Source organism: Nocardioides proteolyticus, assembly GCF_051280635.3.
Lineage (GTDB): Bacteria > Actinomycetota > Actinomycetes > Propionibacteriales > Nocardioidaceae > Nocardioides.
In genome coordinates, this window is sequence record NZ_JBNBPO030000013.1 from 56,843 (window position 1) to 76,748 (window position 19,906).

Sequence of the window (19,906 nt, forward strand, 5' to 3'; positions counted from 1 at the left end):
CGCCGACGGCTGTTACTGGTGTGAAAGTTGTGGTTATCGTGACGTGGCTTCCGCCGGAGCCATCCGCCTTCCCCTGGAGATCCGCCATGCTCGCCCGGTCTGCCCGGTCCGTCCGGTCCACCTCCGTCGCTCCCCGCCTGCGCCCCGCACTGGGGCGCGCTGCCGCGGTCACCGCGATCACCGTCGTCGCCGTGCTCGCGGTGGCGCTGCTCGCGCCGCTGCGCGCCGAGCGGCCCGCCCAGCCGGCCGCACCGCTGGACCTCTCGGCCGCCGCCAGCGGCAACCCCGTCACGCCGGGCGACTTCACCGGCTACGGCTTCGACCAGTGCCTGGCGCCGACCCAGGCCAAGATGGACGCCTGGCACGAGCACTCGCCCTTCATGTCCGTGGGGATCTACATCTCCGGCAACTCCCGGCACTGCCGCAGCCAGCCCAACCTGACGCCCACCTGGGTCTCCACCCAGCTGCGCAAGGGCTGGCGGCTGCTCCCGATCACCCTCGGGCCACAGGCCAGCTGCAGCGCGCGCTACCCCAAGTACGGCGCCCGGATCGACCCGACGATCAGCCCCGACTCGACCAGGTACTACGCCAAGGCCAAGGCACAGGCGAAGGCGGAGGCGGAGAAGGCGGTCTCCGTCGCGACCTCCCTCGGCATCGTCAAGGGCAGCACCCTGTTCTACGACCTCGAGGCCTTCGACATCACCCAGACCCACTGCCGCGAGTCGGCGATCCGGTTCGTCCACGCGTGGACCGTGCGGCTGCACCAGCTGGGCTACCGGTCCGGCTACTACTCCAGCGCCGGATCCGGCATCAAGATGATCGACCAGGCGCGGATCCAGCGCCCCGGCGCCTACGTGCTGCCCGACTACCTGTGGATCGCGCGCTGGGACGGCAAGGCCAACACGTCGGTCAGCTCGGCCTACCTGACGCCGACCGCGTGGACCCCGCACAAGCGGGTGAAGCAGTATCAGGGCGGCCACGACGAGAAGTGGGGCGGCGTCACGATCAACATCGACCGCAACTACCTCGACGTCGGACGCGGCAGCGTCGCGACCAAGCAGTCCTACTGCGGGGGCGTGCGGATCGACCTCCAGCGCTACTACGCCCTCTCGCCGACCACCCGCCCCTCGGCGGCGACGACCGCCCGGGTCAAGGCGCTGCAGTGCCTGCTCACCATGAAGCGGCTCTACAGCGGGCCGGTCGACGGCGACTACGACAGCGCCACCCAGGCGGCCGCCAAGGCGTGGCAGCGCAAGCGCGGGTTCTCCCAGAGCTCGACGTGGAGCGTCCGCAACTGGATGAGCATCCTCAGCTACGGCGCCCGTCCGGTGCTCAAGGTCGGGTCGACCGGGGAGTACGTGCGCCGCGCCCAGCGGGCCGTGCAGGCCGCCGTGCCGTCGTACGAGCTGAGGGTGACGGGGGTCTTCGACGCCGCGACCGCGAAGGCGGTCAAGGCCTACCGCAGCAAGGTCGGCATCCCCGGCGCCGGCATCGTCAACACCGCCACCTGGAACAGGCTCCGCGCCGGCCGCCGCTGATCCGGCGCGCGGCGACGGCGGTCGCCCGGGGCACCGGGCGGCCGCTCACCGGCTCAGGCGAGGACCGACTCCGCGAGCGAGGTGAAGAAGCCGAGCCCGTCGGTGCCGGTGCCGGTGAGCTCCTCGACGGAGTGCTCGGGGTGGGGCATCAGCCCCACGACGTTGCCGCGCTCGTTGGCCAGGCCGGCGATGTCGTTCAGCGACCCGTTGGGGTTGACCTCGAGGTAGCGCGCCACGACCTGACCCTCTCCCTCGATGCGGGCGAGGGTCTCGGCGTCCGCGACGAAGCCGCCCTCGCCGTTCTTCAGGGCGACCACGATCTCCTGGCCCTCGGCGTAGGCGGCCGTCCACGGGGTGCGGTCATTCTCGATGCGCAGCCGCTGGTCGCGGCACACGAACCTGCGGTGGTCGTTGCGGATCAGCGCGCCCGGCAGCAGGTGGGACTCGCAGAGGATCTGGAAGCCGTTGCAGATGCCCAGCACCGGCATCCCCCTGCGCGCCGCCTCGACCACCTCGCTCATCACCGGCGCGAATCGGGAGATGGCACCGCAGCGCAGGTAGTCGCCGTACGAGAAGCCACCGGGGAGGATGACCGCGTCCACGCCCTTGAGGTCGGCGTCGCCGTGCCACAGGGCGACCGCGTCGTTGCCACCGAGCCGCACCGCGCGCTGCGCGTCGACGTCGTCGAGCGAGCCGGGGAAGGTGACGACCCCGACCCTCATGCGGGCACCTCGGCGCTCGCGGCGGCGTCCTCGACCAGCACCGTGTAGTTCTCGATGACCGGGTTGGACAGCAGCGTCTCGGCCATCTGGTGCACCTCGGCGAGCACGGCGTCGGTCACCTCGCCCTCGAGCTCGAGCTCGAAGCGCTTGCCCTGGCGGACGTCGGTCACGCCGGTGAAGCCGAGGCGGGGCAGGGCGCCCAGCACCGCCTTCCCCTGCGGGTCGAGGATCTCGGGCTTCGGCATGACGGCAACGACGACTCGGGCCACGGCCCGGAGTCTAGTGGGGGTCACCGCCGGCTCGCGCATCCTGGACCGCTGTGCGACGCGAGGCACACTGGGAACCATGAGCACACCGACTCCCCGGGCAGCGGCAGACCGGACACCCCTGGCACTGGAGTTCCCCCAGTCGCTGGCGGTGTACGACGACTACGCGGCGGCCCAGCGGACCGTCGACTTCCTCGCCGACCAGGGCTTCCCCGTCGAGAACTGCATGATCGTCGGGACCGACCTGAAGCGGGTCGAGCGGATCACCGGCCGCCTCACCACGGGCCGGGTGGCGCTCGGCGGCGCCCTGAGCGGCCTCTGGTTCGGGCTGTTCGTCGGCCTGGTGCTAACCCTGTTCGGCACCGGCGACGCGCTCGCGACGGTGGTCGCGACGACGCTGATCGGCGCGCTGTTCGGGGTGATCTTCACCCTCGCCGGCTATGCCGCGACCCGCGGGCGGCGCGACTTCTCCTCCGTCAGCTCGGTCGTCGCCACCCGCTACGAGGTGCTCGTCGAGCACAAGGTCGCGGCCCGGGCGCGGGAGCTGCTGGCCGAGCTGCCCGGCGCGCTCCCGAACCCGTTCGCCTGAGGGGCGGTCAGCTGAGCTCGCGCTTGAGGATCTTGCCGGTGGCGGTCATGGGGAGGTTGTCGACGATCTCGACGAGGCGTGGGTACTTGTAGGCGGCCATCTGGTCCTTGCTCCACTCCACGATCTCCTCGGGCGTGGCGGACTGGCCGGGCTTGAGGATGACGACCGCCTTGATCTCCTCGCCGTGGCTCTCGTGGGGAACCCCGATCACCGCGGCCAGGGAGATCGCGGGGTGGGTGAGCAGGACCTCCTCGATCTCGCGGGGATAGACGTTGTAGCCGCCGCGGATGATCATGTCCTTGGAGCGGTCGACGATGTAGTACCAGCCGTCGGCGTCCTTGCGGGCCAGGTCCCCGGAGCGGAACCAGCCCTCGGGGTTGATCGCCTCGGCGGTCGCGTCGGGCCGCTTGTAGTAGCCCTTCATCACGTTGTGGCCCTTGATCGCGATCTCCCCGATGCCGTCGGGGTCGGTGACCTCCTCCCAGCCGTCGGGGTCGATCAGCCGCATCTCGACACCGGGGATCGGCACGCCGATGGAGCCCGGGCGCACCGGCTCGCCGTACTTGCTGAACGAGGCGACAGGGGAGGTCTCCGAGAGGCCGTAGCCCTCCAAGATGGTCACCCCGAACCGCTTCTCGAACTCCCGGTGCACCTCGACCGGGAGCGCGGCGCCGCCGGCGACCGCGACCCGCAGGTTGGCGGCCAGAGCCTTGACGTCCACGCTCTCGTCCAGCGCACCGAGCAGGCCCCAGTACATGGTCGGCACGCCGGCGAAGAAGGTGACCTTCTCGCGCAGCATCAGCTGCAGCGCGGGCTGCGCCTCGAACCGGGGCAGCATCACCACCGTGCCGCCGTAGGCGAACCCGCCGTTCTGGATCACCGTCTGCCCGAAGGAGTGGAACAGCGGCAGCACGCACAGGTAGGTGTCGGGGTTGGCCGGGTCGGCACCGAACAGCGCCTCACCCGACAGCGCGTTGTCGCGCATGTTGCGGTGCCGCAGCTCCGCGCCCTTGGGCTGCCCGGTCGTGCCGGAGGTGTAGAGGATGACCGCGGTGTCCTCGTCGTCGACCTCGACGGTCTCGAACGTCGCCGGCCGCCCGGCCATCGCCTGCCCCATCGTCTCGGTGCCCTCGATCGGCGAGGCCGCCGCCGGGTCGGCGGTGATCACGAAGAAGTGCTCACACCCCTCGGTCTCCTGGAACCCCTCGTAGGCCTCCTGGCCGATCGGCAGCTCCGGAGTTCCCTGGAAGGCGAAGTAGGCCTTCGCGTCGGAGTCCGCCAGGTGGTAGGCGACCTCGCGGCCCTTGAGCAGCACGTTGAGCGGGACGACCGTCGCGCCGGCCTTGAGGATCCCGTAGTAGACGATCGAGAAGTACGGCAGGTTCGGGCACGACAACGCCACCTTGTCCCCCGGCCGGATCCCCCGCGCCACCAACAGGTTCGCCACCTGGTTCGCCGCACCGTTCACCTGCGGATACGACAGACGCGTCTCACCGAACACGATCGCGGTGCGGTCGGCGTGCGCCGTGGCGCTGTTCTCGAGCAGGGCGGCGAGGTTCGTCATGGCGCCGACCCTACTCGGCGGGGGTGTGGGGGGAAGGGGGCGATGGGGGCATGTAACTCGGTGTTACAGACCACTACCACGGTGCTGTGACGCGTCAGGACTCCGTGGTGGATGACCGAACACCGAGTTACAAGCGAGATCCGCCGCCAGCCGCCCGCCCGCGACACCCTCAGAAGGTCTCGCCCGTGAGCCGCTCGTAGGCCTCGATGTAGCGGCTGCGGGTGCGCTCGACCACCTCGGGCGGCAGTGGGGGCGGGGCCTCGCCCGAGGCCCGGTCCCAGCCGCTGTCCGGCGACAGCGCCCAGTTGCGCACGATCTGCTTGTCGTACGACGGCTGCGCGCGGCCCGGCGTCCACTCGTCCGCGGGCCAGTAACGCGAGGAGTCGGGGGTGAGCACCTCGTCGGCGAGGACGATCACGCCGTCGCGGTCGCCGAACTCGAGCTTGGTGTCGGCGAGGATGATGCCCCGCTCGCGGGCGATCTCCTCGGCGCGGCCGTAGACCTGCAGGGTGAGCGCGCGCAGGGCCTCCGCGGTCTCGCCGCCGACGGCGGCGACCACGGCCGCGAAGTCGACGTTCTCGTCGTGGTCGCCGAGGTCGGCCTTCGTCGCGGGGGTGAACACCGGCTCCGGCAGCCGGCTGCCGTCCTCGAGGCCCGCGGGCAGCGGGATGCCGCACACCTCCCCGGTGGCGCGGTAGTCGAGCAGCCCGGAGCCGGTGAGGTAGCCGCGGGCGACGCACTCCACCGGGAACATGTCGAGGCGGTCGCAGATCACCGCCCGTCCGCGCACGGCGTCCGGCACATCGGTGGAGACCAGGTGGTTGGGCACCAGGTCCTCCAGCTGCGCGAACCACCACAGCGACATCCGGGTGAGGATCTCGCCCTTGTCGGGGATGGTGGTCTCCAGCACGAAGTCGAAGATCGAGAGCCGGTCGCTGGCGACCATCAGCAGGTTGCCCGCGTGCGGCCCGTCGGTCACCTCGTACAGGTCGCGGACCTTGCCGGAGTGCAGGTGGCGGGCGCCGGGGAGCTCCGGCGCGGGCGGGATGTTCGCGAGCGTCACGGGCGACAGCCTAGGGGCGGACCATGCCCGGTCCGGGGGTGCCAGCACGAGCCGCCGACGCGGCTGGCACAGTGTTTCCATGCCGGAGTCTGCAGAAGAGGTCTGGGCGAGGATCGTCGGCGCCAAGCGCCAGGCCATCGTTGGCGAGTGCCCCGAGTGCGCGAACGTCGTCCCCGAGCGCATCGTCTGGGAGGACGACTACTGGATCCTCTCCTACACCGACGGCCCCACCGACATGGCGGCGTCGCTGCTGCTGCAGACCAGGGAGCACACCCGCGTCGGCCAGCTCGACGACGAGCTCGCCTCCCAGTTCGGGCGGATCTCCAACCGCGTGGTGCGGATCCTGGAGAACCTGCCCCAGACGGCGTACGTCGACGTCAGCCGCTACGGCGCGCACCGCGGCCACTTCCACGTCTGGTTCTTCGCGCCCCACGCCGAGGGCGTCACGGAGCCGGCCGACCTGCCCACCGTCGCCGCCAAGCTCGCCAACTGGGGCGGCGAGGCGCGCGCCTGAGGCGTAGCCGGCAGGGTCGGTCGTCGTTCGACCCTGCGTGAGGACCTCCCCCCGCCTTCGCGTCGTCGCGGCTGCCGTCGCCGCCTGCCTGGCGCTCAGCATCGCGCCCGCCGCCGCCGAGGACGGGCCCGCCCCTCCGTCGTACGACGCCGCCGCCGACCTGAGGAACATGGCCGACGCCTACGGGCGGGTCGTCGGGCCGGGCGGCCAGCTGCAGAACCCGGCGTACCTGCCTGCGCTGGTCCGGCAGAGCAGCATCGTGAGCACCACCCAGCTGCTCGCCCAGCTGGCCGACCCGCTGCGGCTGTCGCTGACCCCGGCGATGGCCGTGCCGGGCTGGAACGTCGGCAACCCGCTGCGCGCCGGCTGGGACGGCACCCGCGGCCGGATGCGCAAGGTCGCCTACACCAACCGGTTCGGCGCCAGGCTCGCCGGGACGCTCTACGCCCCGCTCCCCGCGGCGCGCGACCCCTACACCGGTGCGGCGCTGCGGGCGCCGTACCCGGGCGTGGTGATCACGCCCGGGTCCGTCGGCGGCTCGCAGGGGATGTACCAGTGGCTCGCCCAGGACCTCGCCGAGCGCGGCTACCTGGTGCTGCTCTTCGACGTCCAGGGTCAAGGCACCAGCGAGACGCTGCCGCACACCACCGGCGGGCCGTTCCCGTTCTGCAACCCGTTCGGCCCGGTCGCGGGCGACCCGGCCCTCGGCACCAAGGAGCAACTGCCCTGCCCCGGCGTGCCGTTCCAGCAGCTGTCGAACTTCACCACCGGCACCGTCGACAGCATCGACTTCCTGCTGTCCACCCCCACGTCGCCGTACCCCAACCCCGGGGCGGCCGGCACCAGGGTCGACGCCTACAACCCGTGGTGGCAGCTGTGGGACCGCAGCCGCCTGGCGGAGCCCACGGCACCCGGCCGCGACCGCAGGCTCGCCGTCATCGGACACTCGATGGGCGCCGCAGCCGTCTCCTACGTGCAGGGCTACGACCGGCGGGTGTCGGCGGTGGTGGCGCTCGACAAGCTCGCCGGCGGCGAGGGCGGGGTGCCGGTGGACCAGGGCCCGGTCACGCCCCGCGTGCCGGCGCTGGCGCTCCAGGCCGAGTACGGCTTCACCGTCACGCCGTGGCACCTCTCCGGCGGCTCGTCGCTGGTGCCGGGCCCCGGGACGCCGGACCGGATGCGTGAGCGGGCCACCGGGTTCGACGGCTGGCGGGCGGCGCAGGTGGACTCGCTGCTGCTCGTCCCCCGCGCCTCCACCCACCTCGAGTGGACCGACATCCCGCTGGTGCTCCCGGCCTCCCGGCACGGTCAGGCCCTCAGCAGCGTGCACGTGCAGCGGTGGCTCGACCGCTACCTCCGCGGCAGGGGCAGGCCGGAGGACCAGCTCGCCGAACGGCTCACCTACCTGGAGCCACGCGGCAACGGCGTCTGGAAGCCGATCACGCTCGAGCGCGGTCCGCTGATGAGCGAGCGGTACTGCTCGGCGTACGCCTTCGGCTCCGGGGAGGACCGGCGCGAGGACCTGGACTGGAGCGACGTCGGCTGCTGATTGCCGCGCGGCCTAGGCTCGAGCCATGTCCGTCGTGAAGATCAACGCCATCTCCGTCCCGGAGGGCATGGGCGCCCACCTCGAGGAGCGGTTCGCCGCCCGCGCGGGGGCCGTCGAGGGCTCCCCCGGGTTCCTGGGCTTCCAGCTGCTGCGGCCGGTCGCCGGCGACGACCGGTACTTCGTGGTCACCCACTGGGAGGACCAGGCGTCGTTCGACCGGTGGCGCGAGGGCGACGGGAAGGCCGCCCACGCCACCAAGCCCGGTGAGGAGCAGAAGAAGCCGGTGGCCGCCGGGGCCGACCTCCTGGAGTTCGAGGTCGTGCTCGACGTCAAGCCGTCCTGACCGGCGCGGCGCCGTCCGCGGCACCGGTGATCGTCATCAAAAAGTGACGTTCACGTGAGGCCGCGGTGTTGCACGGGCGCCTATGGTGAGGCGCATGAACCTTCGCCTCGCCACGACTGCCCTCTCCGCCGGCGTCCTCGCGCTCGGCCTCTCCGCCTGCGCCAAGGACCGTGAGACCACGACGACCGAGTCGGGGGTCAAGCTGGTCGAGGAGGGGACGCTGACGATCTGCACCCACCTCCCCTACGAGCCGTTCGAGTTCACCGAGGGCGGCGAGGTGGTCGGCTTCGACATCGACGTGCTCAAGATCGCCGCCGAGGCCGAGGGCCTGGAGACCAAGGTCGTCGACACCGCGTGGGAGACCATCGTCTCCGGCAACGCCCTCGACAACGGCGACTGCGACGTCGCGGCCGGCGCGATGACGATCACGCCCGAGCGCGAGGACGTCATGGACTTCACCGACCCGTACTTCGAGGCCACCCAGGCTCTGCTCGTGCCGGCCGACTCCAACGCGGAGAGCCTCGAGGACCTGGCCGGCAAGCGGATCGCGACCCAGGAGGGCACGACCGGCGAGAGCTACGTGAAGGAGAACCTCCCCAAGGGCGCCAAGGCCGTCTCGTTCGAGGACTCGGTGCTGATGATGGAGGCCGTCCGCAACGGCAGGGCCGACGCGGGCGTCAACGACAACGGGCTCGTCAACTACTACGTCGAGCAGAACCCCGAGGTGAAGGTCGCCACCGAGTTCAAGACCGGTGAGGAGTACGGCTTCGCCGTGGCCAAGGGCGGCAACGACGAGCTGCTCGAGGTCCTCAACGAGGCGATCGCCGACGAGGAGGCCTACAACGAGGCCTACGAGAAGTGGTTCGGTGAGGCCGCGGCGCAGTGACCGACGGTCGCGTGTGCCGGTCCGGACGACGCGCCGCGCCCGCGGCGCCGGCTGACGGGAGCCTCGGGTGGCGCTGAGCAAGCGCAGGCGGGCGGCGTACTTCCGCTACGCGCAGTACGTCGTCATCACGGCACTGGCCGCCGTCCTGGTGCTGGGCGCGGACTGGCAGAAGGTCCAGGAGTTCTTCTTCGACCCCGAGATCATCCGGGAGCAGTTCCCGCGGGTGATCACGACCGCGCTGAAGAACACCGTCATCTACACCGCGTGCGGGTTCGCCTTCGGCCTCGCCCTCGGCCTGGTGCTGGCCCTGATGCGGCTCTCGAGCGTGTGGCCGTGGCGCTGGCTCGCCACCGGGATCATCGAGCTCTTCCGCGGGCTGCCGGCGCTGGTGGTCTTCCTCGCCCTCGGGCAGGGCTTCCCCCGTGCCTTCCCGGACTACGAGATCCCGTTCGGCAACCTCGGCACGGTGACGCTGGCCCTGGGGCTGGTGGGCGGCGCCTACATGGCGGAGACGATCCGCGCGGGCATCCAGGCGGTGCCGAAGGGGCAGATGGAGGCGGCGCGCACCCTGGGCATGTCGCACACGCAGGCCATGGTCACCGTGGTGGTGCCGCAGGCGTTCCGGATCGTGCTGCCCCCGCTGACCAACGAGCTGATCCTGCTCACGAAGGACTCCTCGCTGATCTACATCCTCGGGCTCTCCCTCGACCAGTACGAGCTCACCAAGTGGGGGCGCGAGGGCATGAACAGCGAGGCGAACCTGACCCCCATCATCGTGATCGGCCTGTGCTACCTGCTGATCACGGTGCCGCTGTCGGTCGTCGTACGCCGGATGGAAGCCAAGGCCGGGAGGGCCCGCTGATGACTGCACCCACCGAGCCGTCGTCGACGACGGCAGGGCAGGGCCGCGAGAACGCGGCCATCGACGTCCAGCAGCTGCACAAGTACTTCGGGGACAACGAGGTGCTCAAGGGCATCGACTTCCACGTCGACGACGGCCAGGTGGTCTGCGTGGTCGGCCCCAGCGGCTCGGGCAAGTCGACCCTGCTGCGCTGCATCAACCTGCTCGAGACGCCGACCGCAGGCAAGATCTTCGTCGAAGGCATCGAGGTGACCGACCCCGACGTCGACATCGACCGGCTCCGCTCGCGGATCGGGATGGTGTTCCAGCAGTTCAACCTGTTCCCGCACATGACCGTGCTGCGCAACCTGACGGTCGCGCAGCAGAAGGTGCGCAAGACCTCCAAGGAGGAGGCGGTCGCGCTCGCCCGCCGCAACCTCGAGAAGGTCGGGCTCGCCGACAAGGAGCAGGCCTTCCCCGCCCACCTCTCCGGCGGTCAGCAGCAGCGGGTCGCCATCGCGCGGGCGCTGTCGATGGAGCCGCAGCTGATGCTGTTCGACGAGCCCACCTCTGCGCTGGACCCCGAGCTGGTCGGTGACGTGCTGGCCGTGATGAAGGACCTGGCGTCCGAGGGCATGACCATGATGGTGGTCACCCACGAGATGGGTTTCGCGCGCGAGGTCGGCGACAAGCTCGTGTTCATGGACGGCGGGGTGATCGTCGAGGAGGGCGAGCCCGGCGACGTACTGAGCAACCCGCAGCAGGAGCGCACCCAGGCGTTCCTGTCGAAGGTGCTCTGAGCCGCCGCCTCAGAGGATCGCGCCGGGCGTGTACGCCGCGGCGGCCGGGTGCCGCTCGACCAGGGCGGCCACCCTGCGGCACACCTCCTGGGTCTGGGCGACCGCGGCGCCGGTGAAGGTGATCGGGTCGGACACCAGCCCGTCGAGCTGCTCGGCGGTCAGCCCCAGCCGGTCGTCGGCGGCGAGCTTGGCGAAGACGTCGTTGGCGGCCTGGCCCTTGCGCATGGCCAGCGCCGTGCCGACCGCCGCCTCCTTGATCGCCTCGTGCGCGGTCTCCCGGCCGACGCCGTTGCGGACGGCCGCCATCAGCACCTTGGTGGTGGCCAGGAACGGCAGGTAGCGGTCGAGCTCGCGCTGGATGACCGCCGGGAAGGCCCCGAACTCGTCGAGCACGGTGAGGAAGGTCTGGAACAGCCCGTCGACGGCGAAGAACGCGTCGGGGAGCGCGACGCGTCGTACGACGGAGCAGGAGACGTCGCCCTCGTTCCACTGGTCGCCGGCGAGCTCGCCGACCATGGAGAGGTAGCCGCGGGTCACGACGGCGAGACCGTTGACCCGCTCACAGGAGCGGGTGTTCATCTTGTGCGGCATCGCCGAGGAGCCGACCTGGCCCTCCTTGAAGCCCTCGGTCACCAGCTCGTTGCCGGCCATCAGCCGGATGGTGGTGGCGAGGTTGCTCGGCGCCGCGGTGAGCTGGACGAGCGCGGAGACCACGTCGAAGTCGAGGCTGCGCGGATAGACCTGGCCGACCGAGGTGAGGACGCGGTCGAAGCCGAGGTGCCCGGCGACCCGCTGCTCGAGGTCGGCGAGCCGCTCCAGCGCGGCGTCGTCGCCGCCGAGCAGGTCCAGCATGTCCTGCGCGGTGCCGACCGGTCCCTTCACGCCGCGGAGCGGGTAGCGGGCGATGAGCTCCTCGATGCGCTCGACGGCGATCAGCAGCTCGTCGGCCACCGTCGCGAACCGCTTGCCCAGCGTGGTCGCCTGCGCCGCGACGTTGTGCGAGCGGCCCGCCATCACCGTGGTCTCGTGCTCCGCCGCGAGCCGCGCGAGTCGGGCGAGGGCGGCCACGGCGCGGTCGCGGACCAGGGCGAGCGACTGCTTGACCTGCAGCTGCTCGACGTTCTCGGTCAGGTCGCGGGAGGTCATGCCCTTGTGGATGTGCTCGTGCCCGGCGAGGGCCGCGAACTCCTCGATCCGCGCCTTCACGTCGTGGCGGGTGACCCGCTCGCGCGCGGCGATCGAGCCGAGGTCGACCTTCTCGACCACGTCCTCGTAGGCCTCCACCACGCCGTCCGGCACGTCGATGCCTAGGTCCCGCTGCGCCCTCAGCACCGCGATCCACAGCCGCCGCTCGAGCACGATCTTGTGCTCAGGGGACCAGATCTCCGCGAGGTCCGCGGCGGCGTAGCGGGTCGCGAGGACGTTGGGCACGGCGACGTTCGGGGCGGTCACTCCCGGATTCTCCCACGCCACCGAATCGTGGTTCCCGGTGCGTCGAGCCGCGCCCCGTCGCCCGACCGGTGGGAGGAGGGGTCGGGTCAGTGGTCGGTGACGGCGGCGCCCTCGACCACGCCGAGCGGCTCGGCGGCGATGTCGGAGCGGCGCTGGAGACCGGGGAAGGAGATCAGGTCGGCGGCGGCGTAGGCGCGAGCCCGGGCGTCGGAGACGTCGTAGCCGACCGCGCGGACGGCGAGCACCCGGCCGCCGGCGGTGACCAGATGCCGGCCGTCCGGGCCGTCGACGATCGCCGTGCCGGCGTGGATGACGTCCACGTCGGCGACGCCGTTGGCAGCGCCGACGCCGGTAATCACGTCGCCCTTCGACGACGACTCGGGGTAGCCGGCGGAGGCGAGGACGACGGTCACCGACGCGGCGTCGCGGAAGCGGGGCGGGGCGACCTCGGCGAGCCGCCCATGCGCCGCGGCGTGCAGGAGCCCGCCCAGCGGCGAGTCGAGGACGGCCAGCACCGGCTGGATGTCCGGGTCGCCGAAGCGGCAGTTGAACTCGATGACCCGCGGACCCGCCTCGGTCAGCGCGAGGCCGACGTAGAGGCAGCCCACGAACGGCGCGCCTCGCCGGTGCATCTCGTCCAGGGTCGGCTGCACCACCTGGCTCGTCACCGTCGCTGCCAGGTCCGCCGGGGCCCAGGGCAGCGGGCTGTAGGAGCCCATGCCGCCGGTGTTGGGACCGCGGCCGCCGTCGAAGATCCGCTTGAAGTCCTGGGCCGGCTGCAGCGGGTACGCCGTGACGCCGTCGCACACCGCGAACAGCGACACCTCGGGCCCGTCGAGGAACTCCTCCACCACGACCCGGCCACAGGCCGCGGCGTGGGCGAGCGCCTCGGCGCGGTCGCGGGTGACCACCACGCCCTTGCCCGCCGCCAGCGCGTCGTCCTTCACGACGTACGGCGCGCCGAACCGGTCGAGCGCCGCCTCGACCTCCTCGGGGGTGGTGCAGGTGAGCGACGCCGCGGTGGGCACCCCCGCCGCCGCCATCACCTCCTTCGAGAAGGCCTTCGACCCTTCGAGCCGCGCCGCCTCCCGGCCCGGCCCGAACACGGCGACGCCCGCGGACCGGACGTCGTCGGCGATGCCGGCCACCAGCGGCGCCTCGGGCCCGACCACGACGAGGTCGGCGCCGACCTCCCCGGCGAGGGCCGCGACGGCGCTGCCGTCCATCGGGTCGACGTCGTGGACGGTCGCGAACGCGGCGATGCCCGGGTTGCCCGGAGCGGCGTGGACCTCGGTGACCCCCGGGTCGCGGGAGAGCGCGAGGGCGAGCGCGTGCTCGCGGCCGCCGGTGCCGATGACGAGGGTCCTCACGGTCGCCCAGCCTAGGGCCGGCCGACCGGCGCGCCGCGGCTGGTCCGGCGGCTCAGACTCCCGGCACCTGCGGCGTGCTCGGCAGCCGGACCACGAAGGTGGTCCGGCGGTCGTGCCCGGGCGGCACGTACGACGCCTCGCCGCCGTGACTGCGCGCGATCTCGCGGACCAGGTGCAGCCCCAGACCGGTCCCTCCCGTGGCACCGGCGTGGGCGAACCGGTCGAAGAGCCGGTCGAGCAGCCGGGGCTCGACCCCGGGGCCGGCGTCGGAGACGCCGATCTCCACGCCGAACCCGGTCGCCTCGCCGCGCACCGTCACCGGAGGCCGGCCGTGCCGCACGGCGTTCTCCAGAAGGTTGTCGAGCGCCTGCCCGATCCGTGCGGGGTCGGCGACGAACTCGACGTCGTGCTCGACGTGGGCCGAGATGCGGGCGTCGGGATGGACGGCCGTGACCCGGTCGGCCGCGGCGTCGAGCGTCGCGCGCAGATGGATCGTCTCCGGCTGGAGGGCGAGGGCGTCGGCGTGCACGTCGGAGGCGGCCGCGAGGTCGGCGGCGAGCCGGTGCAGCCGGCGGGCGCTGCTCGCCATCGCCTCCAGAACCTGGTCGCGATGGGCCTGCTCCATCCGGTCGCCGAGGTCGCGCAGCAGCGAGACGGAGCCCTCGATGACCGCGGAGGGCGTGCGCAGCTCGTGGGCGGTGAGCGCGAGCACGTGGGCCTGCTGCTCGACCGCGCGTCTGCGCTGCTCCTCGTGGCCGCGCTGCTGGGTGTGGTCGCGGGTGACCTTTGCGAACCCCCGGTGGCGGCCGGCTTCGTCGTACACGGCGGTGATGACCACGCTCGCCCAGAACTGGCTGCCGTCGCTGCGGACCCGCCAGCCCTCCTCGGCGTAGGAGCCGTCGCGGAGCGCCAGCTGCAGGTTGTGCTCCGGGTGCCGGGAGTCGCGCTGGTCGTCGGGGTAGAACACGCGGAAGTGCCGCCCGATGATGTCCTCGGCGGCGTAGCCCTTGATCCGCTCGGCGCCGGCGTTCCAGCTCGCGACCCTGCCGTCGACGCCCAGCATGAAGATCGCGTAGTCCTGCACCGCCGTGACGAGCAGCCGGAACAGCTCCTCGCTGCGGCGCAGCTCCACCTCCGGCGTGATGTCCTGGATCTGCGCGAAGACGTAGAGCGGCTTGCCCCGGGAGTCCCGGATCGGCGCCAGGGTCACCCGCAGCGTGCTGGCGCCGTCGTCGGTCACGAGCGGGTGCTCGAAGGTGGCGTGGTCCTCGTTCTTCTCGGTCAGCAGGGTGAGCGCGTCGTCGAGCTCGTCGCCGTGCTGGCGGGTGAGCACGCCGTAGTCGAGGCCGACGAGGTCGGAGGGCTGACGGTGCACCATCTCGGCGAGCACGGCGTTGGCCCGGACGATGCTCCCGTTGAGCGTCATCGTCGCCATCCCGATCGCCGCCTGGTGGAACACCTCGCGGTAGCGCTCCAGGTGCTCGTCGAGCGCGGCCTGGTCACGGGCGGAGTGCTCGTCGGGCTCGACGGCCACGCGCAGCCCGCGAGGACGTGGGTCGCGGCCGCCGGACACGATGGTCTCGACGTGCTCCAGCAGCCGTTCGGGGAGCTCGCCGATCGGGGTGGACTTCTCGACGAAGTCGACGGCGCCGAGCTCCCGGGCGCGGACCGCGAGGTCGGGGCCCTCGAAGCCGGTGAAGACGACGACCTTGGTCTCCGGCGAGACCGCCAGGATCAGGGGCAGCGCCTCGAGACCGTCCATGACGGGCATCGAGGTGTCCAGCAGCATCAGCGTGGGGTTGTGCTGGTGGGCGAGGAGCATGGCCTCGCCGCCGTCGGCGCCCTCGCCGACGACCTCGAACCGACCGGACGCCTCGAGCCGGGAGCGCACGAGCATGCGCAGCTCTGCTGAGTCGTCGACGATCACCACCGTCGGCCGCTCCGACACAGCACCTCCCACGGACCCCCACGATCCTCGGACCCCACGATGCCCCAAACCGCGTGGTCCATACCCATGTTCCTCAGCGCAGTGGTCTCAGCGCAGCGGGTGGCGGACGACCGCCTGCTCCCGCTCCGGTCCCACACCGACGACGGAGATGCGCGCCCCGGAGCGCTCCTCGACGTACTCCACGTAGTCCTGGGCGGCCTTCGGCAGCTCCTCGAAGGAGCGGCAGTGGGCGATGTCCTCGAACCACCCGGGCAGCAGCTCGTAGACCGGCTTCGCGTGGTGGAAGTCGCTCTGGTTGACCGGCATCTCGTCGTGGCGGACGCCGTCGACCTCGTAGGCCACACACACCGGGACCTGCTCGAGGCCGGTGAGCACGTCGAGCTTGGTGAGCACGAAGTCGGTCACCCCGTTGACCCGGGCGGCGTAGCGCGCGATCACCGTGTCGAACCAGCCACAGCGCCGCGGGCGACCGGTGGTCGTGCCGTACTCCCACCCCTGCTTGCGCAGGAACTCGCCCTTGTCGTCGTGCAGCTCGGTCGGGAACGGACCCTCGCCGACGCGCGTGGTGTAGGCCTTGACGATGGCGATCACCTGGTCGATCCGGGTCGGCGGGATGCCCGAGCCGGTGCACGCTCCGCCCGCCGTCGCGCTGCTGGACGTCACGAACGGGTAGGTGCCGTGGTCGACGTCGAGCAGCGTCGCCTGGCCGGCCTCCAGCAGCACCACCTCGTCCCGGTCGAGCGCCTCGCCGAGGAGCAGCGTCGTGTCGCATACGTACGGCGCCAGCCGCTCCGCGTGGCCGAGCAGCTCCTCGACGGTCTGCTCCACCGAGGGCGCGCGGCGGTTGTAGATCTTGGTCAGCACCTGACCCTTGAGCTCGAGGGCGCCCTCGACCTTCTGGGCGAGGATCTTCTCGTCGAACAGGTCCTGCACCCGGATGCCGATGCGGTTCATCTTGTCGGCGTAGGTGGGGCCGATGCCGCGGCCGGTGGTGCCGATCCGACGGCTGCCGAGGAAGCGCTCGGTCACCTTGTCGAGCTGGCGGTTGTAGTCGGCGATGACGTGGGCGTTGGCGCTGACCTTCAGCCGGCCGGTGTCGATGCCGCGCGCCTCGAGCCCGTCGATCTCCTCGAACAGCACGTCGAGGTCGACGACGACGCCGTTGCCGATCACCGGGGTGCAGCCTGCGGTGAGGATGCCGCTGGGCAGCAGGTGCAGCGCGTACTTCTCCTCACCGATGACCACGGTGTGGCCGGCGTTGTTGCCGCCGTTGAACTTCACGACGTAGTCGACCTGGCTGCCCAGGTGGTCGGTCGCCTTGCCCTTGCCCTCGTCGCCCCACTGGGCGCCGACGATCACGATCGCGGGCATCCGCACGCTCCTTCACTCGGGACGGAGTCCCTCCGCCCGCCTGGTCGGGTCGGCTGCTCAACGCACCCACATCGGGTTCTCCACGTCAAGGAACCCCGGCGGCGACCGGGGCTCTTGCGCCGACACGCTACCAAAACCGGCCTCTGGGCTGGATTCAGCAAACGAGAACGTGTTCTATGTTCGGCGGGCTCGACGACCGCCGCGCCCGAGGCCGACGACCGGAGGACCAGCAGTGGCTGCCAGCAGGGACACCATCCTCGAGACCATCCAGCGCTACGTCGACCTGGTCGGCTCCGGCACCGCTGCGGAGGTCCTCGACCTGTACGCCGACGGCGCGACCGTCGAGGACCCGGTCGGCTCCGAGGTGCGCGCCACGCGGGAGTCGATCCTGGAGTTCTACGCCGGCCTGGAGGGCCTCGAGCAGCAGAGCACCCTGCTCGCGGCACGGGTCGCCGGCAACGAGGCGGCGTTCCAGTTCGAGCTGGTCACCCGAGCGGGCGAGCAGACCTACACCCTCGCGCCGATCGACGTGATGACGTTCGACGACGACGGCAAGATCACCAGCATGCGGGCGTTCTGGGCCGGCGAGGACATGACGGTCGCCGACGCCTGAGCGGCTCCGCCGCGCCGGGACCGGCGTCACCCGCGCGCGGCGGCCAGCTGTACGGCGACCTCCGCGGCCACCGCCCGGGCGAGCGACTCCACCCCGTCGTCCGGTCGCTCGGGCACGACGACGTGCACGTCGCCACCGGCCAGCAGCTGGAGCGCGCCCACCCGCTGCTGCTCGGCCATCTCGGCGGCGTGGCCGGTGTCGCCGTGCACGATCACGCTCGCGCCCTCGGGGGGCAGCGGGGAGAGCCAGCCGCGGGAGGTCGCCAGCACCCGGCGCGCCGGCAGCAGCGCCAGCGCGCCGCCGCCGCACCCCTGGCCGAGGATGACCGAGACGGTCGGCACGGTCATCGTCACCAGGGTGGCGATGCAGCGGGCGATCTCGCCCGCGATCGCCCCTTCCTCGGCCCGCTGCGAGAGCTCGGCGCCGGGGGTGTCCACGACCGTGACCAGTGGCAGCCGCAGCTCCTCGGCGAGGTTCATGCCGCGGCGCGCCTCGCGCAGGGCTCCCGGCCCCATCGGCGTCGCGGCGGTCTGCCGCGACCGGTCCTGCCCGACCAGCACGCAGGGCTGGCCGTCGAGCCGGGTCAGCGCGATCAGGACCGAGTCGTCGCGCTCGCCCTCGTCGGTGCCGCGCAGCCGGAGGGTGCCGGCGGCGCCGTACCGCAGCAGGTCGCGGACGCCGGCGCGCTCCTCGTCGCGGGTGTGCTCGATGTCCTCCCACACCGGGTGGTCGGGCACGGTGCCGGCCGGCACGGGGTCGCGCCGGTCCAGCGACGCGGGCGACGGCCGGTCGACGAGCACGCCGAGGGCGTGGTCGACGAGGGCGGGCAGCTCCTCGGCCGGCACCACCGCGTCGATCACCCCCTTGGCGGCGAGGTTCTCGGCCAGCTGCACGCCCTCGGGGAAGGGCTCGCCGTTGAGGGCCTCGTAGACCTTGGGGCCGAGGAAGCCGACGAGCGCCCCCGGCTCGGCGACCGTCACGTGCCCGAGCGAGCCCCACGACGCGTAGACCCCGCCGGTGGTGGGATGGCGCAGGTGCACCAGGTAGGGCAGCCCCGCGGCCCGGTGCTCCATGAGTGCGCGGGAGATCTCCACCATCTGCACGAAGGCGCGGGTGCCCTCCTGCATCCGGGTGCCGCCCGACGCGGTGCTGGCGAGGACGGGCAGACCCTCGGCCGTGGCCCGGCGGACGGCGCCGGCGATCCGGTCGGCCGCGGCGATCCCGATGGAGCCGGCGAGGAACCGGAACTCGTTGACCACGAACGCCACCGGCCGGCCGCGGACCCTGCCGCGTCCGGTGAGCACCGACTCGTCCGTGCCGGCCTTCTCCGCGGCGGCGCGCAGCTCGGCCTGGTAGTCGTCGGCGTGGGCGCTCAGGTCGATCGGGGCGTCCCACGACTCGTAGGACCCCTCGTCGAGCACCAGGTCGATCAGCTCACGTGCCGTCCAGCGGCGACTCGTCCCCATGCGCCCGAACTCTAGGCTGGGGCCATGGCGAATCCTCCCGGCCCGCTCCTGGTGATCACCAACGCCGACGCCGGTACGGCGGACGAGGTGGCGCTGACCGAGGCACTGGACGTCCTGCGGGCGGCCACCGACGTCGAGGTCCGGGCGACCGCCGCGCCCGAGGAGCTCGACGCCGCGCTCGCGGACGTCGACGGCCGGCGGATCGTGGTGGTCGGCGGCGACGGCAGCCTGCACGCCGTCGTCGCCTCGCTGCACCGGCAGGGCCGGCTCGCCGACAGCGTCCTCGGGCTGGTCCCCCTCGGCACCGGCAACGACTTCGCCCGGACGCTGTGCATCCCGCTCGAGCCGGCCGCGGCTGCCGAGGTCGTGCTCACCGGCGAGGTGCGCCCGCTCGACCTGGTCGTCGACGACGCGGAGGGCGTGACCGTCAACAGTGTCCACGTCGGCGCGGGTGCGCTGGCCGGAGCGCGGGGCGCGAAGTGGAAGGAGCGGCTCGGTGCCGTCGGCGTCGGCCGGCTGAACCTCGGCAAGCTGGGCTATCCCATCGGCGCGCTGCAGACGGCGATCAACCCGCCCAGCCTCCGCGTCCGCGTCGAAGTCGACGGCGCCGTGATCGCCGACGTCGACACCGACGTGCTGATGGTCGCGATCGGCAACGGGGCGTCGGTCGGGGGCGGCGCGGAGCTCACGCCCGACGCCCAGCCGCACGACGGCCTCGTCGACGTGCTCGTGGCCTCCCCCGCCCGGCTCGCCGACCGGCTGGCGCTGGCGCTGCGGCTGCCGTTCGGCCGCCACGACGAGCACGCCACCGTGACGGCGGTGCGCGGCCGCGCGGTCACGATCAGCGGGGGCCTGTTCCGTTGCAACAGCGACGGCGAGATCGGCGGCCCGGTGCGCAGCCGGACGTGGCGGGTGGAGCCGGCGGCGTACTCCATGGTGGTGCCGGTGACCGACCGGGCGGACGCGGTGGCCTGAGCGCCTCCGGGGCGTGCGCGTCGACGGGTGCCCGGC

Annotated in this window: 19 protein-coding genes; 10 read left to right on the forward strand and 9 right to left on the reverse strand. The window is 72.2% G+C overall.

Annotated elements, in window-relative coordinates; genetic code table 11:
• Positions 1–86: 86 nt before the first annotated feature.
• Positions 87–1,538, forward strand: a complete 1,452-nt coding sequence (locus ACPOLA_RS09755) for a glycoside hydrolase domain-containing protein (RefSeq protein WP_435770224.1) — start codon at positions 87–89, stop codon at positions 1,536–1,538.
• Positions 1,539–1,591: 53 nt separating this feature from the next.
• On the opposite strand, the gene purQ is transcribed toward ACPOLA_RS09755, so the two are convergent.
• Both purQ and purS read right to left on the reverse strand, forming a co-directional pair.
• The gene (purQ, locus tag ACPOLA_RS09760) at positions 1,592–2,260 is read right to left on the reverse strand and encodes a phosphoribosylformylglycinamidine synthase subunit PurQ (RefSeq protein WP_435770225.1); all 669 of its coding nucleotides are present in this window, start codon (positions 2,258–2,260) and stop codon (positions 1,592–1,594) included.
• Positions 2,257–2,529 (reverse strand): phosphoribosylformylglycinamidine synthase subunit PurS, encoded by a 273-nt coding sequence (gene purS / locus ACPOLA_RS09765; protein WP_435770226.1) that lies wholly within the window; start codon positions 2,527–2,529, stop codon positions 2,257–2,259. The genes purQ and purS overlap by 4 nt, the downstream gene beginning before the upstream one ends.
• Positions 2,530–2,605: 76 nt before the next feature.
• On the opposite strand from purS, the gene ACPOLA_RS09770 reads away from it, so the two are divergent.
• A complete protein-coding gene (locus ACPOLA_RS09770) occupies positions 2,606–3,115 on the forward strand; it encodes a YflT domain-containing protein (RefSeq protein ID WP_435770227.1) in 510 nt (169 codons plus the stop codon).
• A gap of 7 nt (positions 3,116–3,122) precedes the next feature.
• Here ACPOLA_RS09770 and ACPOLA_RS09775 read toward each other — a convergent pair whose 3' ends face one another.
• Both ACPOLA_RS09775 and ACPOLA_RS09780 read right to left on the reverse strand, forming a co-directional pair.
• On the reverse strand, positions 3,123–4,679 hold the full coding sequence (locus tag ACPOLA_RS09775) for a long-chain-fatty-acid--CoA ligase (protein ID WP_435770228.1): 1,557 nt from the start codon (positions 4,677–4,679) through the stop codon (positions 3,123–3,125).
• A 169-nt stretch (positions 4,680–4,848) separates the two neighbouring features.
• Positions 4,849–5,742, reverse strand: coding sequence for a phosphoribosylaminoimidazolesuccinocarboxamide synthase (locus ACPOLA_RS09780; RefSeq protein ID WP_435770229.1), 894 nt, complete (start codon positions 5,740–5,742; stop codon positions 4,849–4,851).
• 79 nt (positions 5,743–5,821) lie between these two features.
• On the opposite strand from ACPOLA_RS09780, the gene ACPOLA_RS09785 reads away from it, so the two are divergent.
• The 6 genes from ACPOLA_RS09785 to ACPOLA_RS09810 all read left to right on the forward strand — a co-directional run bounded on the left by ACPOLA_RS09785 (position 5,822) and on the right by ACPOLA_RS09810 (position 10,675).
• Positions 5,822–6,256: an HIT family protein gene (locus ACPOLA_RS09785; RefSeq protein WP_435770230.1), complete on the forward strand. Its 435-nt coding sequence runs from the start codon at positions 5,822–5,824 to the stop codon at positions 6,254–6,256.
• Positions 6,257–6,293: 37 nt separating this feature from the next.
• Complete coding sequence (locus ACPOLA_RS09790) at positions 6,294–7,805, forward strand: alpha/beta hydrolase family protein (RefSeq protein ID WP_435770231.1); 1,512 nt, start codon at positions 6,294–6,296, stop codon at positions 7,803–7,805.
• Between the two features lie 25 nt (positions 7,806–7,830).
• On the forward strand, positions 7,831–8,148 hold the full coding sequence (locus tag ACPOLA_RS09795) for an antibiotic biosynthesis monooxygenase family protein (RefSeq protein WP_435770232.1): 318 nt from the start codon (positions 7,831–7,833) through the stop codon (positions 8,146–8,148).
• 94 nt (positions 8,149–8,242) lie between these two features.
• Complete coding sequence (locus tag ACPOLA_RS09800; RefSeq protein ID WP_435770233.1) at positions 8,243–9,034, forward strand: basic amino acid ABC transporter substrate-binding protein; 792 nt, start codon at positions 8,243–8,245, stop codon at positions 9,032–9,034.
• A 67-nt stretch (positions 9,035–9,101) separates the two neighbouring features.
• Positions 9,102–9,896 (forward strand): amino acid ABC transporter permease, encoded by a 795-nt coding sequence (locus ACPOLA_RS09805; protein ID WP_435770234.1) that lies wholly within the window; start codon positions 9,102–9,104, stop codon positions 9,894–9,896.
• Positions 9,896–10,675, forward strand: a complete 780-nt coding sequence (locus ACPOLA_RS09810) for an amino acid ABC transporter ATP-binding protein (protein ID WP_435770235.1) — start codon at positions 9,896–9,898, stop codon at positions 10,673–10,675. The genes ACPOLA_RS09805 and ACPOLA_RS09810 overlap by 1 nt, the downstream gene beginning before the upstream one ends.
• A gap of 9 nt (positions 10,676–10,684) precedes the next feature.
• On the opposite strand, the gene purB is transcribed toward ACPOLA_RS09810, so the two are convergent.
• From purB to ACPOLA_RS09830, 4 genes are all read right to left on the reverse strand, one after another.
• Positions 10,685–12,127, reverse strand: a complete 1,443-nt coding sequence (purB, locus tag ACPOLA_RS09815) for an adenylosuccinate lyase (protein WP_435770236.1) — start codon at positions 12,125–12,127, stop codon at positions 10,685–10,687.
• Between the two features lie 86 nt (positions 12,128–12,213).
• Positions 12,214–13,497 (reverse strand): phosphoribosylamine--glycine ligase, encoded by a 1,284-nt coding sequence (gene purD / locus ACPOLA_RS09820; RefSeq protein ID WP_435770237.1) that lies wholly within the window; start codon positions 13,495–13,497, stop codon positions 12,214–12,216.
• Between the two features lie 52 nt (positions 13,498–13,549).
• Positions 13,550–15,457 carry a PAS domain S-box protein gene (locus tag ACPOLA_RS09825; protein ID WP_435770238.1) on the reverse strand — a complete coding sequence of 636 codons (1,908 nt, stop codon included), beginning with the start codon at positions 15,455–15,457 and terminating at the stop codon, positions 13,550–13,552.
• A 75-nt stretch (positions 15,458–15,532) separates the two neighbouring features.
• A complete protein-coding gene (locus ACPOLA_RS09830) occupies positions 15,533–16,816 on the reverse strand; it encodes an adenylosuccinate synthase (RefSeq protein ID WP_435770239.1) in 1,284 nt (427 codons plus the stop codon).
• A gap of 232 nt (positions 16,817–17,048) precedes the next feature.
• On the opposite strand from ACPOLA_RS09830, the gene ACPOLA_RS09835 reads away from it, so the two are divergent.
• Complete coding sequence (locus tag ACPOLA_RS09835) at positions 17,049–17,429, forward strand: nuclear transport factor 2 family protein (RefSeq protein ID WP_435770240.1); 381 nt, start codon at positions 17,049–17,051, stop codon at positions 17,427–17,429.
• A gap of 26 nt (positions 17,430–17,455) precedes the next feature.
• Here ACPOLA_RS09835 and ACPOLA_RS09840 read toward each other — a convergent pair whose 3' ends face one another.
• The gene (locus ACPOLA_RS09840; RefSeq protein WP_435770241.1) at positions 17,456–18,895 is read right to left on the reverse strand and encodes a carboxyl transferase domain-containing protein; all 1,440 of its coding nucleotides are present in this window, start codon (positions 18,893–18,895) and stop codon (positions 17,456–17,458) included.
• A gap of 24 nt (positions 18,896–18,919) precedes the next feature.
• Between ACPOLA_RS09840 and ACPOLA_RS09845 the strand changes: the two genes are divergently transcribed.
• Positions 18,920–19,870, forward strand: a complete 951-nt coding sequence (locus ACPOLA_RS09845; RefSeq protein WP_435770242.1) for a diacylglycerol/lipid kinase family protein — start codon at positions 18,920–18,922, stop codon at positions 19,868–19,870.
• The last annotated feature ends 36 nt before the right edge of the window (positions 19,871–19,906 follow it).

What these genes read in the sequence shown, in the direction of transcription:
- ACPOLA_RS09770 (WP_435770227.1), top strand. Translation starts at nt 2,606, where the DNA reads ATGAGCACACCGACTCCCCGGGCAGCGGCAGACCGGACACCCCTGGCA.
- ACPOLA_RS09755 (WP_435770224.1), top strand. Translation starts at nt 87, where the DNA reads ATGCTCGCCCGGTCTGCCCGGTCCGTCCGGTCCACCTCCGTCGCTCCC.
- ACPOLA_RS09810 (WP_435770235.1), top strand. Translation starts at nt 9,896, where the DNA reads ATGACTGCACCCACCGAGCCGTCGTCGACGACGGCAGGGCAGGGCCGC.
- ACPOLA_RS09775 (WP_435770228.1), bottom strand. Translation starts at nt 4,679, where the DNA reads ATGACGAACCTCGCCGCCCTGCTCGAGAACAGCGCCACGGCGCACGCC.
- ACPOLA_RS09795 (WP_435770232.1), top strand. Translation starts at nt 7,831, where the DNA reads ATGTCCGTCGTGAAGATCAACGCCATCTCCGTCCCGGAGGGCATGGGC.
- ACPOLA_RS09830 (WP_435770239.1), bottom strand. Translation starts at nt 16,816, where the DNA reads ATGCCCGCGATCGTGATCGTCGGCGCCCAGTGGGGCGACGAGGGCAAG.
- ACPOLA_RS09785 (WP_435770230.1), top strand. Translation starts at nt 5,822, where the DNA reads ATGCCGGAGTCTGCAGAAGAGGTCTGGGCGAGGATCGTCGGCGCCAAG.
- ACPOLA_RS09840 (WP_435770241.1), bottom strand. Translation starts at nt 18,895, where the DNA reads ATGGGGACGAGTCGCCGCTGGACGGCACGTGAGCTGATCGACCTGGTG.
- purQ (WP_435770225.1), bottom strand. Translation starts at nt 2,260, where the DNA reads ATGAGGGTCGGGGTCGTCACCTTCCCCGGCTCGCTCGACGACGTCGAC.
- ACPOLA_RS09845 (WP_435770242.1), top strand. Translation starts at nt 18,920, where the DNA reads ATGGCGAATCCTCCCGGCCCGCTCCTGGTGATCACCAACGCCGACGCC.
- ACPOLA_RS09800 (WP_435770233.1), top strand. Translation starts at nt 8,243, where the DNA reads ATGAACCTTCGCCTCGCCACGACTGCCCTCTCCGCCGGCGTCCTCGCG.